Below are 14,631 nucleotides of genomic sequence, written 5' to 3' on the forward strand. Positions count from 1 at the left end.
GAAAAGACTTTGACACGCCGTGAAGCAACGGCGCGGCTTAAGCGGCACAGCGCTTTCGGCTCGACGTCCTTCAAACTACTCGAAGAGCCGGCAGCGCAGCCAGCAGCAGCCGGTTGCGGCCCGATGCAGGGTCAAACGGGAGGAAGGTTGTCGCGCAAACCAGCGCGACCAAGCAAACCGACCGACGTTTTTCAAACCTGCAGCAGGTTGCCGTTGCGGCTAGCCAGGTGCTCAAAGCGCCCGATAACCGCGTTGGGTGTCTCGTCTTGTTGCGTCCTCTGCCACGCTTCGCCCGTTTCAGCGCAGCTTGCAACAGAAGCCGTTTTCTTCGCAACGGCCAAGCGACAATGTTCCGTTCACCCTAACTTGATACCCGCCCGATATCTTTTAGATACCTGCCTGATACCCGGGTCACATCCGGAAGAAGCCGGGTTTTAAACCGGACCTCACTGTCTCTCGCCGATAAAATTCTTGATCGCCAAAAATCCGTTACCGTGTCGACGATCGACTCGACCGAACGCGCCTGTGGGCACCGTCCCTGCCGTGCGATATCGTCGTGCGTGCAACTTGTTACTCCGTTTTCCGGGTGAGCAACTGGCCCTGGGCGCAAGTAAAATAACGGTTTAACACTTGCACCTGTACAGTCTGACAACATCCGGCCAGCTTAGTGGCTTTTTCCAGACTGTCCGCAAATTATATTCAGAATGAATGAGTTAGGCAAAACATCCCATAAAAAGGTCGCAAGCGAACAGGTCTCAATGATCGAGATCGACGAAAATGCGGCGGGTCAGCGCATCGACAATTTTCTACTTCGCGTCTGTAAAGGCGTACCGAAAAGTCACATTTACCGGATTTTGCGCAGCGGCGAAGTGCGCGTGAATAAGGGGCGTATCGACGCCGCTTATCGGCTCGAAATGGGCGATCTCGTGCGCGTCCCGCCTATTCGTACCGCGCAACTGGACGAAACGCCGGTTTCATCGAATGCGCCCGCGGCTGAATTCCCCATACTATTTGAAGACGATCATCTGATCGTGATCGATAAACCCGCCGGTGTCGCCGTTCATGGCGGCAGTGGCGTGGCGTTTGGTGTGATCGAACAATTGCGCAACGCCCGCCCGCAGGCAAAATTCCTCGAGTTGGTGCATCGGCTGGACCGCGAGACGTCCGGCGTGCTGATGCTCGCGAAAAAACGCTCGGCGCTGATCAATGTGCATGAGCAAATGCGCGATAACCGTATCGATAAACGCTATCAGGCCGTCGGTCATGGCGACTGGCTGGCGGGTTGGGGTCGCAGGCGGATCGTGAAGGAACCGCTGCACAAATACCTGACGCCCGAAGGCGAGCGGCGCGTGCGCGTCCAGGACGACGGCCTTGCGTCGCATACCGTGTTCAACCTGATCGAGCGCTTCAGCGAGTACGCGTGGGTCGAGGCGGAACTGAAGACAGGCCGTACGCATCAGATTCGTGTGCATATGGCGCATATCGGCCTGCCGATCGCCGGGGATACTAAATACGGCGACTTTGCGTTAAACAAGAATCTGGTCCGTCCTAACGCCGATCCATCGCTCAAACGCATGTTTTTGCACGCTTTCCGGCTGAAACTCGTGCATCCGGCGACGGGCGAGACGCTTCAGGTTGAGGCGCCGTTGCCGGCCGAATGCCGGCGCTTTATCGAACAACTCAAGCAAAATTCTAGAGAGACCCAATAAATGGCCCGTCAGCAATTCGATCTGATTGTCTTCGACTGGGACGGCACGTTGATGGATTCCACGGCGCACATTACGCGCAGCATTCAGGCGGCGTGCCGCGACCTGGGCCTGCCCGTTCCCGCCGACGAAGCAGCAAGCTACGTGATTGGCCTGGGGCTGCGCGACGCGTTGCAGATTGCCGCGCCCACGCTCGATCCCGTCGATTACCCGAAGCTTGCCGAGCGGTATCGCTTCCATTATTTGATCAAGGGCGAGCAAACCGAACTCTTCGCCGGCGTGCGCGGCATGCTGCAAAACCTTCGCGACGAAGGTTATCTGCTGGCAGTTGCCACGGGCAAAAGCCGCGTGGGTTTGAACCGCGCGCTGGACCAGTCGCGCCTGACGAGCCTCTTCGACGGCACCCGCTGTGCCGACGAAACGTTCTCCAAGCCGCATCCGGCCATGCTGCACGAACTGACGCGTGAACTCGGGCAGGACGTAAGCCGCACCGTGATGATCGGCGACACCACGCACGACTTGCAGATGGCGAAGAATGCCGGCGCGGCGGCGGTCGGTGTGACGTACGGCGCGCATCCGGCCAAGTCGCTGCATGCGCTGGAACCGCTGTTCGTCGCCGAAAACGTCACGTCGCTGGGGGACTGGCTGCGGGAGAATGCATGACCGGAACGTCGCTTGATCGGCCCCTTGACCCAGTGCGAATCTGCGCATCGGAGAAACTGGTCGACGGCGGCGACGGCGTTCGGCACAAAGCGGTCGACAAGGGCGGCGAAGCCACGGTATTTTTCGTCCGATACGACGGCAAACCCTTTGGCTACCTCAATCGTTGCGCGCACGTGCCCATGGAGATGGACTGGTCCGAAGGCAAGTTCTTCGAGAGCTCCGGCTTATACTTGATGTGCGCAACTCACGGCGCGATTTACGAGCCGGACACGGGGAAATGCGTCGGTGGACCATGTCGCGGCGCACGTTTGCGACGGGTGGCAGCGGAAGATCGCGATACACCCGAAGGCCGCGCCGTCTTCTGGCTTCCTGACGACGATATCCGTCCAGCTTGAACGTTCTCGCGGTTGCTCTTGCGATTCGTTCTCGCGCTTTTCTCGCAACTCGAAACAAACCCACCTTTCAATTTCAATCAGTCAACCAGGCGACGCATGTCCGATCAAATTCCCACCGATTCCGCGGATAAGGCGCGTCCCAATTCCATCGGCGATACCGGCGAAAACTGGGAGCGCGCCGCGCTCGAACGCATCGCGCTCGCGGCAATCAACGAACAACGGGCCGCGCGCCGCTGGCGGATCTTTTTCCGATTCGTGTTCCTGGCGATCCTGGCGATCGCGGTCTGGAGCGCGTTCGATTTCACCAGTGACAAAGTCGCAAAATCCGCCCGCCACACGGCGCTGGTTGAACTGGAGGGCGAGATTTCCGCCAATAGCGACGCCAGTTCGGACAACGTGAACGCCGCGCTCGACAGCGCTTTCGAGGACGACGGCACTGCGGCGGTGATCCTTCGCTGCAACAGCCCGGGCGGCAGTCCGGTGCAGGCGGGCATCATCAATCGCGAGATCACCCGCTTGCGGGCGAAATATCCGTCGAAGCCGCTGTATGTGGTGGTGGGTGACATGTGCGCGTCGGGTGGTTATTACGCGGCGGCGGCGGCCGACAAAATCTACGTCGACAAGGCGAGCATCGTCGGATCGATTGGCGTGCTGATGGACGGTTTCGGTTTCACGGGCCTGATGGACAAGCTGGGCGTGCAACGCCGGCTGCACACATCGGGCGCGAACAAGGGCGCATTCGACCCGTTTTCGCCTGAAACCCCCGCGATGGATGCACACGCGCAGGACATGCTCGACCAGATTCACCAGCAATTCATCGATGCCGTCAAACAAGGCCGCGGCAAAAGGCTGAAAGACTCGCCCGATGTGTTCTCGGGCATGTTCTGGACGGGTCAGAAGAGCGTGGAACTGGGCCTCGCCGATGGTTTCGGCGACGCCGATTACGTCGCGCGCGAGATCGTCAAGCAGCCGGATATTGTCGATTACACGCAGAAGGAGAGCATTGGCGAGCGCGTGGCGCGCAAGTTTGGCGCGGCGGTCGGCAATGCGTCGATGAAGGCTTTGATGATGGGCGGGAAGATGCAGCTGAAGTAAGTTTTGCACCGTTTTTCAAATGAAAACCGCTCGCCTCGAGTCCCCAGGCGAGCGGTTTTTTTACGTTTTAGGCTAAGCCCCGAGCAAAAGGAAAATCGCTGGCCGTTTATGCAACTCCGGCGCGGCTTTCTTTTTCCACTCCGACACCGTTCGGGTGAGGATCGTCTCAGTGGGCAACGTCAGGTCGACCGCGACACACACCAGCGTGGACGGCGCGCAGGTCGCGAGCAGCGTATCCAGCAGCGCACGATTCCTGTACGGCGTCTCGATAAAAATCTGCGTCTGGTTAGCCTTCCGCGACAACACTTCCAGTTCGCGCAGGCGCTTGCCCCGGTCGGCGGCATCGACGGGAAGATAGCCGTTGAACGCGAAACTCTGCCCGTTCATGCCCGATGCCATCAGCGCCAGCAAAATTGAACTGGGTCCGACAAACGGCACCACTTTGACGCCGCGCTCGTGGGCGCGACGAACGAGCAAGGCGCCTGGATCTGCGACCGCGGGGCAGCCAGCTTCGGAGACAAGGCCGGCGTCGGTACCGGCCAGAATCGGCTTCAGCAACTTGTCGACTTCGCCCGGCGGCGTGTTGACATTGAGTTCGCGGATTTCGATTTCCTGGATCGGCCGCTCGGTTCCGACCTTCTTCAGGAAGACGCGCGTGGTTTTCGCGTTCTCGCCAATGTAGTACTGCAGCGACGCGGCGCGTGCACGCACGGGCTCGGGAAGGACGTCGGCGAGCGCGGCACTGTCGCCGTCGCCGAGCGTGTTCGGGATCAGGTACAAAACGCCGCTCATGCTGCCCCCGCCAAGGGAAAACCGGTCGCGCGCAACATCCGCGACAACGCGATCAACGGCAAACCCACCAGCGCGGTGGGATCGTCGGAATGGATTGCATCGACAAGCGTGATGCCCAATCCCTCCGATTTCGCGCTGCCCGCCACGTCGTAGGGCGTTTCGGCAACTAAATAGGCTTCGATTTCCGCATCCGGCAGCTCGCGGAATTGCACACGCGTGACGATATCGGCTGATTGGATATGGTTCGTGCGGCTGTCGAAGAGACACAGCGCGCTGTGAAATTCGACGCTCTTGCCGCGCATCGATTGAAGCTGGGCGCGAGCGTTGTCGTGCGTGCCGGGCTTTCCGATCTGCCGGCCGTCGCAGGTCGCGACCTGATCCGAACCGATCACGAGCGCACCGGAGGCATTGGTCACACGGGCCGCGGCCGCGCGCGCCTTGGCAATCGATAGCCGGACAGCCGTGGCTTCCGGCGTCTCGCCATCGAGCGGCGTTTCGTCGATATCGGGCGAGATCACATCGAAGGGAATGCGCAGGCGTTCGAGCAATTCCCGCCGGTAGCGTGAACTCGATGCAAGGATGAGGCGCGGCTGATTTGAGACGTCGGGCATGAAAGATGGCTATAGACAACGAGGTTAGGGACTGAATCAGGCACTGAAAACGGGTCGCGGCCGATCCAAGAAGCCAATAAGAAGCTAAAAATGGCGCCGCCGCCCACCGAAGCATAAGTGTTTGACTCGAAAAGACAAAGCCGCTATGATTTTGGGCTTTTCATCGGTATGCGAAGGCCTTGCTACGTACAAAGCGACGCATGCTGGTACGGCAACGGAAGCTGGAGTGTACCGAGCGCCTCGCCGGGCGAGGGTGAAAGCCCAAAAGAGCCAAAAAGCGCAACCAGATGCGGCCCGCTGCCAAAACTGGAAAATCGGCTGGAAAATCGGGATAAACCACACCAGCCGGACGGGTCTAGTGCGGTGCATACTGCAGTTTCACCCCCGGTCGTCCTCCGCGGACCAGCTATCCAGCCGTCGCGGCAACGACCACTGCAGGAGCGCACATGACACAAAATCCTGGCAAACCTGCATGTCCCGCCGACTTGCGCGCGCTCGACTTGTTCGAATTCGCCCAAAGCCGTCGGCAGGCAGCAGGTGGTGTACGGGTCTCGCAATTGCCGCGTATGTTGAACGAAGTGCCGGCAGATGCTCCCGACCGCGACACGGTTTTTTCATGGCAGGCCGAAGGCTCCATGCAGCCCGAGTTGCAGGACGACGGTACCGAAGCGCCGCAGCCCTATTTGCGGCTCGCGGTGCACGGATCGGTCTGGATCGAATGCCAGCGTTGTCTTTCGCCGTATTCGCAACATCTGGATGTCGATGCAACGTATCGCATTGTCGAGACAGAAGATGAAGCGGACGAATTTCCGCTAGACAACGATGAAGTGGAAGTGATCGTTGGCTCACGCCAGTTCGATCTCATCGACTTGATCGAAGATGAATTGTTGTTGGCCCTGCCGCTCGTGCCGAAGCACGAAGTGTGTCCTGAAGTGCATGAGAGCCTGGTAACGGGCCTCGCGGGCACCGAGGGCGAGCTGGACGATGGTGGTCTGAATGGCGATGCAAGCGCGCAGCAGGATGGCGGCTCGGGCAGACCCAATCCGTTCGCCGCGCTCGGTAAGCTCAGGCAGGGCGGTTCGGACGACAACACGCATTAAGTGTGTCGAAGCGTGTGCTTCAAACGCTCGCACTAAAGAGTATTGGCATCCGGCACCAGGTCGGGTGTCGAATCATCAGTCGGCGCGATGCGTCCGGAAAGACTCACTGGCTCGGGGTCAGGGTCTCGGATGTGTCGAGCTGTGTTAGAATTCGCAAAATTTTTCTGGAGTTATCATGGCAGTTCAGCAAAACAAGAAATCGCCGTCCAAGCGCGGCATGCATCGTTCGCACGACTTCCTGACCGCGCCGGCGCTGGCTCTTGAGCCGAGCACGGGTGAAGTGCATCTGCGTCACCACGTGAGCCCGAACGGCTACTATCGTGGCAAGAAAGTCATCAAGACGAAGAACGACTAAGCGTACGACGCTTGTTGCGTCTCGCGTCACCGTCTTGACTCGTGGTCTGAGTCGCGGTTGTTTGCGCTTGACATGTTCCCGGTATACCAAGAAGGCGGCATTTCACTGCCGCTTTTTTGTGCCTGAAATTCGTCGCACTCCATGACCGTAAAGATCACTATCGACTGCATGGGAGGCGACCACGGCCCGGCCGTGACCGTTCCCGCCGCGGTCAGTTTCGTGCGTTCGCATCCGGATGCGCAGTTGTTACTTGTCGGCATCGAGTCGGCCATCCGCGCGCAACTGAAGAAGTCCAAAGCCACCGGCGAAACCCGGCTGACGGTCGTCCCGGCCACCGAAGTGGTCGAGATGGACGATTCGGTAGAGGTGGCGCTGCGCCGGAAGAAAGATTCGTCCATGCGAGTGGCGCTTAATCTCGTCAAGGACGGCCAGGCTCAGACGTGCATCTCGGCAGGTAACACCGGCGCATTGATGGCCGTGTCCCGCTACGTGCTCAAGACGCTGCCGGGCATTGAGCGACCGGCTATCGCTTTCGCGATGCCAAGCCAGAAAGGCTTCACCACTGTGCTCGACCTGGGCGCGAACGTGGACTGCGAGCCGCAGCACTTGCTTCAATTCGCCGAAATGGGCCACGCGCTTGTTGCCGCCATCGGCAATAAGGAGCGCCCGACCATCGGTCTGCTCAATATTGGCGAAGAAGTCATCAAGGGCAATGAGGTCATCAAACGCGCCGGCGAATTGCTGCGCGCAAGCACGCTCAATTTCTACGGCAACGTGGAAGGCAACGACATCTATAAAGGTACGACCGACGTGGTCGTGTGCGACGGTTTTGTCGGCAACGTGGCGCTGAAAACCTCCGAAGGTTTGGCGCAGATGCTGACCGACATGATCCGCGAGGAGTTCAGCCGGTCGCTCCTGACCAAGCTGATGGCGCTCGTCGCGTTGCCCGTTCTCAAACGCTTCAAACGGCGGGTCGACCCGGCCCAGTACAACGGCGCCGCGCTGCTCGGCCTGCGCGGGCTGGTCATCAAGAGCCACGGATCGGCACAGGCTTACGGGTTTGAGTGGGCTATCAAACGCGGGTATGATGCCGTCAAAAATGGCGTGCTTGAACGCCTCGTGCGCGCCATGGAAGAAAACGCTGCTCCCGTCCAACAAGCGGCGCTCGGCGCTTCCGCTGACACTGCTGGCACCGTGGTCCCGAATCCGGTCGACCCCGCATCCGACCCTGTCGTCCCAGGCGATAATACGGTCGTTGCCCGCCCGCTCGTGCAGCCGGGCGAACCGGGTCCCGCGCTATCCTCGAAGGCATAATGGCTCAAACGAATCTCTATTCCCGTGTGATCGGAACGGGCAGTTACTTGCCGCCGGATCGTGTCTCGAACCAGGCTCTGGCCGAACGTCTGGCGAAGCAGGGTGTTGAGACGAGCGATGAATGGATCGTCGCACGCACCGGTATTCACGCACGTCATTTCGCCGCACCCGATCAGACGACCAGCGAACTCGCGTTGCACGCGTCGCGCCATGCGATCGAGGCGGCGGATATCGATCCGCAATCGATCGATCTGATTATCGTCGCCACGTCCACGCCTGACTTCGTTTTCCCCAGCACCGCTTGCCTGCTGCAGAACAAGCTCGGCATCAGGAACAGCGGCGCAGCGTTCGACATTCAGGCCGTCTGCTCGGGTTTCGCTTATGCCGTTGCAATGGCGGACAGCCTTATTCGCGGCGGCACGCATCGCACAGCGCTGGTCGTTGGCGCTGAAACTTTCTCGCGCATTCTTGATTTCAACGACCGCACCACCTGCGTGCTGTTCGGCGACGGCGCGGGCGCCGTTATCCTGCGGGCCTCCGATGAACCTGGCGTGCTCTCCAGTGCGCTTCATGCCGATGGCAGCCACGCGAACATCCTGTGCACGCCGGGTAATGTGAACAAGGGTGTAATCGAAGGCAGCGCGTTCCTGCACATGGACGGTCAGGCGGTGTTCAAACTGGCGGTCAAGGTGCTGGAAAAAGTCGCCGTCGAGGCGCTTGAGAAAGCGCAACTGACTGCTGGCGATATCGACTGGCTGATTCCGCATCAGGCCAATATCCGCATCATGGAAAGCACCGCGCGCAAGTTGCATGTGCCGCTGGAGCGCATGGTCGTGACGGTTGGCGAGCATGGCAATACGTCGGCGGCATCCATTCCCCTCGCACTCGATGTCGCTGTGCGCGACGGTCGTATCAAGCGCGGCCAGCACTTGCTGATCGAAGGGGTGGGCGGCGGCTTCACGTGGGGCGCGTCGGTTATCCGTTACTGAGCGGATATCCAACCGACACGACTTCCTCGCCACGTCAGTCAATCGACAATTCAATCGAGTAAGAACCTCATGAAATTCGCGTTCGTTTTTCCGGGACAAGGTTCCCAGTCGGTCGGCATGCTCAATGCATTTGCCGATCACGCCGTGGTGCGCGAAACCGTGCAGCAAGCATCCGATGCACTCGGCCAGGATCTGGGCAAGCTGATTGCCGAAGGTCCGGTCGAAGAATTGGGTCTCACCACGAACACGCAGCCTGTGATGCTGACGGCCGCGTACGCGATTTATCGCGTGTGGGAAAAGGAAACCGGGTTGAAACCGGCGGTTGTCGCGGGTCATAGCCTCGGCGAATATACGGCGCTGGTTGTTGCTGGTGCGCTGCCGTTTTCCGCCGCCGTACCGCTCGTACGGTTTCGTGCCCAAGCGATGCAAAGCGCGGTGCCCGTCGGCGAAGGCGGCATGGCAGCCATTCTGGGTCTCGACGACGAAGCCGTGCGCGCCGTCTGCGCCGAAGCATCGGCGGCGGGGATCGTGGAAGCGGTCAACTTCAACGCGCCGTCCCAAGTTGTGATTGCGGGCGCGAAAGCAGGCGTTGAAAAGGCCTGCGAAATCGCCAAGGCCAAGGGTGCGAAACGCGCGTTGCCGCTGCCGGTGTCGGCGCCGTTCCATTCGTCGCTGCTCAAGCCGGCGTCGGACCAGTTGCGCGAGTATCTGGCGACGGTTGATATCGGCGTGCCGCAAATTCCGCTGATCAATAACATCGATGTCGCGAGCGTCGCCGAGCCGGCTGCGATCAAGGACGCGCTCGTGCGTCAGGCCGCGGGTCCCGTGCGCTGGGTCGAAACCGTGCAGAAGATGGCGCACGAAGGCGTCACGCACGTGATCGAATGCGGCCCGGGCAAGGTGCTGAACGGGTTGACGAAGCGTATCGACGGCACGCTGATCGGCGCGTCTATCTTCGATCCGGCTTCGCTCGAAGAAACACGCAAACTGCTCGTCGGCTGAAATCGCTGGCGGGGCTAGCTGGATGACGCCAACGCGGTCAAGCGACAAACCAAGGAGCGGACGAAAGATGATTCTGGACAAGCACATAGTGGTCGTGACGGGCGCGTCGCGGGGTATTGGCCGGTCAATCGCGGTCGAACTCGCGCGCCAGGGCGCGACGGTGATTGGCACGGCGACCAGCGAAAGCGGCGCCGAGGGCATTACCGAAGCATTGAAAGAGTTTGGCGGACAAAGCCGTGGCGCCGTGCTGAACGTGACGGACGCGGCCGCGAGCGAAGCGTTTATCGACGGCGTGGTCAAGGAATTCGGCGGCCTCAACGTGTTGGTCAACAACGCCGGGATCACGAAAGATCAGCTCGCGATGCGCATGAAGGACGACGAATTCGACGCCGTGATCGACACCAACCTGCGTGCCGTTTTCCGTCTTTCGCGCGCCGTGCTGCGCCCGATGATGAAAGCGCGCGGCGGCCGGATCATCAATATCACGTCGGTCGTGGCGTCGTCGGGGAACCCGGGGCAGGCGAACTACGCGGCGGCGAAAGCCGGCGTGGCTGGCATGACGCGTGCGCTGGCCCGTGAAATCGGCAGCCGCGGGATCACGGTGAACTGCATTGCGCCGGGTTTTATCGATACCGACATGACCAAGGTTTTGCCGGAAGCGCAGCGTGCGGCGCTCACAGCACAGATACCACTCGGTCGACTGGGCAGCCCTGAAGATATCGCGCATGCTGTGGCTTTCCTTGCTTCGCCACACGCCGGCTACATAACGGGTACGACGCTCCATGTGAACGGCGGCATGTACATGTGACAGGCATTTCGTTAATATCCGCGCCTTGGCGGGTGCGCAAAGTGCTGAATTAAAGTGCCGTGCGCAAGTTGCGAAATCTGTTGTCAGAAGTGGTAAGCGGGAAAGGGCGCAAGAAAGGCGTGACGGGCATCAAAGGCACGTCACGCGCTAAACAAAGCTGATTCCGTGCGTGGGTATTTACGGGTACAAACCTGATAAAATGCGCGCACTTGTGTTTTTGAACTACATTTCCCTCGGAGGGCTGCATGGACAATATCGAACAGCGCGTGAAGAAGATCGTCGCCGAACAACTGGGCGTCGCCGAAGCTGAAATCAAGAACGAAGCTTCGTTCGTCAACGATCTGGGCGCTGACTCGCTCGACACCGTCGAACTCGTGATGGCTCTCGAAGACGAATTCGGCATGGAAATCCCTGACGAAGAAGCCGAGAAGATCACGACGGTTCAACAGGCGATCGACTACGCTCGCGCCAACGTCAAGGCCTAAAGCCCGACGCGCCAAGCTGCTTCCACACCATTCGGGGTTGACGCTCTGTCGCGATTCGAACCGATTTAACAGCCACAGGGCTCACAGGGCAATTTCCTGTGAATCTTGTGGCTTTTGCTTTTTGTCATTTATGGATAAGGGGTTACCGTGAGCCGTCGTCGTGTTGTTGTTACAGGCCTTGGGCTGATTTCGCCTGTTGGCAATACCGTTGCCGACGGCTGGGCCAATCTGGTCGCTGGCAAGTCGGGTATTGCCGAGATCACGAAGTTCGATACCACGAACTTCTCCACGCGCATTGCCGGCGAAGTCAAGGGCTTCAACGTCGAAGCCTATATGCCGGCCAAGGAAGCGCGCCACATGGATACCTTTATCCATTACGGCATCGCCGCCGGTGTGCAGGCCATGCAGGACAGCGGGCTGGAAATCACCGAGGAAAACTCGGAGCGCGTGGGCGTGGTGGTGGGGTCGGGAATTGGCGGCTTGCCGATGATCGAAGCTACGCAGACGGAATTGCTGAACCGTGGTCCGCGCCGGGTTTCGCCGTTCTTCGTGCCGGCGTCGATCATCAACATGATCTCCGGCCATCTTTCCATCCGCTTCGGTTTGAAAGGGCCGAATCTGGCCATCGTGACCGCTTGTACGACGGGTCTGCATTGCATTGGCGAAGGTTCGCGGCTGATCGAATATGGCGACGCCGACGTGATGATCTGCGGCGGCTCCGAGGCGACTGTATCGCCCTTGGGTATCGGCGGCTTCGCGGCTGCACGCGCGTTGTCCCAGCGCAACGATGACCCTGCGACAGCGAGCCGTCCGTGGGACAAGGATCGCGACGGTTTTGTGCTCGGCGAAGGCGCGGGCGTGATGGTGCTCGAAGAGTATGAGCACGCGAAAGCGCGTGGCGCGAAGATCTATGCCGAAGTCAGTGGCTACGGCATGAGCGGTGACGCATATCACATGACCGCACCGCCGGAAGATGGCGACGGCGCGCGTCGCAGCATGCGCAATGCGTTGAAAAACGCTCAGGTCAATGCAGATGAAGTGCATTACCTGAACGCTCACGGCACCTCCACGCAGTTGGGCGATCTGGCCGAGACCGTTGGTATTAAGAACATGTTCGGCGACCACGCGAAGAAGCTCGTGGTGAATTCCACCAAGTCGATGACGGGCCATCTGCTCGGTGGCGCCGGCGGGCTGGAATCGGTCTTCACCGTGCTGGCGCTGCATCACCAGATCTCGCCGCCCACCATCAACATCTTCAACCAGGACCCGCTGTGCGACCTGGATTACTGCGCGAACGAAGCGCGGGAAATGAAGATCGATGTGGCGCTGAAGAACTCGTTCGGTTTCGGCGGCACGAACGGCACGCTCGTTTTCAAGAAGCATTGAGCGGCGTGCTTAGCGGCGCGCGCCTGATCGTCGCGGGAATAGGCGAATGACAAGCGCGCACGTTTGTTGCCTCGTGCGCCGGCGGACTTGCTCGCTGAGTCCCCGTGCCGGCACACGCTCCGGCCCTCACGATTCCTCTGGGGCGCTACCGCAGCGCTCGTGGTGGTATCGGCGGGATCGGTGTTCCAGTGCGTGGCGGCTTACGCCGGACTATTCAGCGGATGTGTCGCCGCTTTGACGGTGACCGCGGCTCTGGCCACTGTGGCCTGGGGCGGCGAGCGCCGCCGGCCTGTCGCGTTCGAGATTGGGCAGGACGGTTTGACTACGTGGGATCGTGCGGGCAGCGCGCAATATCGGCGAATAACCGGCTGTGCCCAGTGGAGCGACCGCTTGCTCGCTCTCACCTTGATGCCCGCAGCCGGCCGCCCGGCATCGTTTCTAGTGGCTGCCGACGCGCTCGCTAATACCTCCGCCTTTCGCGAACTGGCCGTGCGCGCCCGGTGCTGCGCCCAGGAACATCTGTAACGCGTGTAACCGCCGGTCAGCATCCGGCGTGTTCCTGCAGCGTAACGCTACAATAGCCCTCCGCGTAGCACCCCCAAAGTTAACGGATTTCCCAGGTGAGCGAAAAAGAAATCGATCAGGTACTGGTCGAACGCGTGCAAAAAGGCGATAAAGCAGCGTTCGAGCTACTGGTCGCCAAATATCAGCGCAAAATCATCCGGCTTATCTCGCGCCTCGTGCGCGATCCCGCCGAGGTTGAGGATGTCGCGCAGGACGCCTTTATCAAGGCTTATCGCGCGTTGCCGCAATTTCGCGGAGAATCGGCCTTTTATACGTGGCTTTACCGGATTGCGGTGAACACCGCGAAGAACTACCTTGCCACTCAGAGCCGTCGGGCTCCAACTTCTACCGAAGCTGATGCAGAAGAAGCGGAAACTTTCTCCGACGCAGACCAACTAAGGGATATCAACACGCCTGAGTCGATGTTGATGAGCAAGCAGATCGCACAGACGGTCAATGCTGCAATGGCGGTTTTACCGGAAGAGCTGCGCACCGCCATTACTCTTCGTGAAATTGAAGGTCTGAGCTACGAAGAAATTGCCGAAATGATGAATTGCCCAATTGGGACGGTCAGATCAAGAATTTTTCGTGCTCGCGAAGCCATTGCGGCAAAATTGCGTCCGCTGCTGGACACTCCCGAAGGCAAGCGCTGGTAACAGCGAGGTTGCGCGGGGCAGGGACGCGGTATCTGAGTCAGGTAGTGTCACTACGGGGTGCAGTCAAGATGGGGAGCATCATGGGGTCGGTTTCGGTGCAATCGCAAGCTAGCTCGCGCGGCGAGCGTCTGTCCGCTTTTGTCGACGGAGAATCGTTCGACGGTTCGGGCGACATCGGTCAGTTTCTTTCCGGGTTTACGCAGAAGGATCGCGCGTCGTGGTCGGATTTCCACTTGATCGGCGACGCCCTGCGTTCCGACGATCTCGCGGCCAGTCCTGCAGCCAGCAGTGCGTTCATGAACGCGTTCTCGGCGCGTTTTGAAGCGGAAGCGCATGTATTTGCGCCCGCGGCCATTCCAGCAGCTTCCGCTGAGCGCCTGCGTTCGCGGCTGTTCCGCCGACGCGTAGTGCCGGCTTTTGCCGTCGCCGCTGCCGCTGCCACGCTGACGTGGATCGTGGTGCCTCAATTGCAGGGCGTGGACAGCCACAACGGCGTGCAGATGTCGTCCGTGTCTTCAGATCATGTACAGCGCGTGGCCATGGCTTCCATGCCCGTCACCAGTACGCGCTCGCCGGTTGTCGAAGCGAACATCATTCGCGACGCAAGCCTGGACCAGTATCTCGAAGCGCATCAGCAATTCTCCCAACAGCCCGTCATGCCGGGCTCGATGCCTTTGATTCGCACTGCGGCTACCAGCCAAGGCCAATAA

The 14,631-nt window shown here is 60.0% G+C and carries 16 protein-coding genes and 1 pseudogene; 15 read left to right on the plus strand and 2 right to left on the minus strand.

Features of this window, described 5'->3' with window-relative positions; genetic code table 11:
- The first annotated feature begins 704 nt into the window (after positions 1-704).
- From ACSQ83_RS14260 to ACSQ83_RS14275, 4 genes are all read left to right on the plus strand, one after another.
- Entirely contained in the window at positions 705-1,709 is a 1,005-nt protein-coding gene (locus ACSQ83_RS14260; RefSeq protein ID WP_436228584.1) for an RluA family pseudouridine synthase, read from the plus strand.
- Positions 1,710-2,369 (plus strand): HAD-IIIA family hydrolase, encoded by a 660-nt coding sequence (locus ACSQ83_RS14265; RefSeq protein WP_414948990.1) that lies wholly within the window; start codon positions 1,710-1,712, stop codon positions 2,367-2,369.
- Positions 2,366-2,764 (plus strand): Rieske (2Fe-2S) protein, encoded by a 399-nt coding sequence (locus ACSQ83_RS14270; protein ID WP_436228585.1) that lies wholly within the window; start codon positions 2,366-2,368, stop codon positions 2,762-2,764. Before ACSQ83_RS14265 ends, ACSQ83_RS14270 begins: the two co-directional genes overlap by 4 nt.
- Before the next feature lie 96 nt (positions 2,765-2,860).
- Positions 2,861-3,859: a S49 family peptidase gene (locus ACSQ83_RS14275; protein ID WP_436228586.1), complete on the plus strand. Its 999-nt coding sequence runs from the start codon at positions 2,861-2,863 to the stop codon at positions 3,857-3,859.
- Between the two features lie 72 nt (positions 3,860-3,931).
- On the opposite strand, the gene ACSQ83_RS14280 is transcribed toward ACSQ83_RS14275, so the two are convergent.
- Positions 3,932-4,651 carry an SAM-dependent methyltransferase gene (locus ACSQ83_RS14280; protein ID WP_436228587.1) on the minus strand — a complete coding sequence of 240 codons (720 nt, stop codon included), beginning with the start codon at positions 4,649-4,651 and terminating at the stop codon, positions 3,932-3,934.
- Positions 4,648-5,262 carry a Maf-like protein gene (locus tag ACSQ83_RS14285; RefSeq protein WP_436228588.1) on the minus strand — a complete coding sequence of 205 codons (615 nt, stop codon included), beginning with the start codon at positions 5,260-5,262 and terminating at the stop codon, positions 4,648-4,650. The genes ACSQ83_RS14280 and ACSQ83_RS14285 overlap by 4 nt, the downstream gene beginning before the upstream one ends.
- A 446-nt stretch (positions 5,263-5,708) precedes the next feature.
- On the opposite strand from ACSQ83_RS14285, the gene ACSQ83_RS14290 reads away from it, so the two are divergent.
- The 11 genes and pseudogenes from ACSQ83_RS14290 (at position 5,709) to ACSQ83_RS14340 (ending at position 14,631) form a co-directional block, all read left to right on the plus strand.
- Entirely contained in the window at positions 5,709-6,362 is a 654-nt protein-coding gene (locus ACSQ83_RS14290) for a DUF177 domain-containing protein (protein ID WP_414948999.1), read from the plus strand.
- 175 nt (positions 6,363-6,537) lie between these two features.
- Positions 6,538-6,717 (plus strand): 50S ribosomal protein L32, encoded by a 180-nt coding sequence (gene rpmF, locus ACSQ83_RS14295; protein ID WP_299710249.1) that lies wholly within the window; start codon positions 6,538-6,540, stop codon positions 6,715-6,717.
- 141 nt (positions 6,718-6,858) lie between these two features.
- Positions 6,859-7,858 (plus strand): annotated as a pseudogene (plsX, locus tag ACSQ83_RS14300) (phosphate acyltransferase PlsX); the annotation flags it as partial.
- Between the two features lie 172 nt (positions 7,859-8,030).
- The gene (locus tag ACSQ83_RS14305; RefSeq protein ID WP_414949001.1) at positions 8,031-9,020 is read left to right on the plus strand and encodes a beta-ketoacyl-ACP synthase III; all 990 of its coding nucleotides are present in this window, start codon (positions 8,031-8,033) and stop codon (positions 9,018-9,020) included.
- A 69-nt stretch (positions 9,021-9,089) separates the two neighbouring features.
- Positions 9,090-10,022, plus strand: a complete 933-nt coding sequence (fabD, locus tag ACSQ83_RS14310; RefSeq protein WP_436228589.1) for an ACP S-malonyltransferase — start codon at positions 9,090-9,092, stop codon at positions 10,020-10,022.
- Positions 10,023-10,089: 67 nt separating this feature from the next.
- Positions 10,090-10,830: a 3-oxoacyl-ACP reductase FabG gene (fabG, locus tag ACSQ83_RS14315; RefSeq protein WP_404610589.1), complete on the plus strand. Its 741-nt coding sequence runs from the start codon at positions 10,090-10,092 to the stop codon at positions 10,828-10,830.
- Positions 10,831-11,075: 245 nt separating this feature from the next.
- Positions 11,076-11,315 carry an acyl carrier protein gene (gene acpP, locus ACSQ83_RS14320; RefSeq protein ID WP_004197638.1) on the plus strand — a complete coding sequence of 80 codons (240 nt, stop codon included), beginning with the start codon at positions 11,076-11,078 and terminating at the stop codon, positions 11,313-11,315.
- A 147-nt stretch (positions 11,316-11,462) separates the two neighbouring features.
- Entirely contained in the window at positions 11,463-12,701 is a 1,239-nt protein-coding gene (gene fabF / locus ACSQ83_RS14325; RefSeq protein ID WP_414949007.1) for a beta-ketoacyl-ACP synthase II, read from the plus strand.
- An 87-nt stretch (positions 12,702-12,788) separates the two neighbouring features.
- Positions 12,789-13,226, plus strand: a complete 438-nt coding sequence (locus ACSQ83_RS14330; RefSeq protein WP_436228590.1) for a hypothetical protein — start codon at positions 12,789-12,791, stop codon at positions 13,224-13,226.
- Positions 13,227-13,321: 95 nt separating this feature from the next.
- On the plus strand, positions 13,322-13,921 hold the full coding sequence (gene rpoE, locus ACSQ83_RS14335) for an RNA polymerase sigma factor RpoE (protein WP_031363443.1): 600 nt from the start codon (positions 13,322-13,324) through the stop codon (positions 13,919-13,921).
- Positions 13,922-14,001: 80 nt separating this feature from the next.
- A complete protein-coding gene (locus tag ACSQ83_RS14340; protein ID WP_436228591.1) occupies positions 14,002-14,631 on the plus strand; it encodes an RseA family anti-sigma factor in 630 nt (209 codons plus the stop codon).

The organism is Caballeronia sp. LjRoot29, assembly GCF_964252755.1.
GTDB lineage: Bacteria > Pseudomonadota > Gammaproteobacteria > Burkholderiales > Burkholderiaceae > Caballeronia.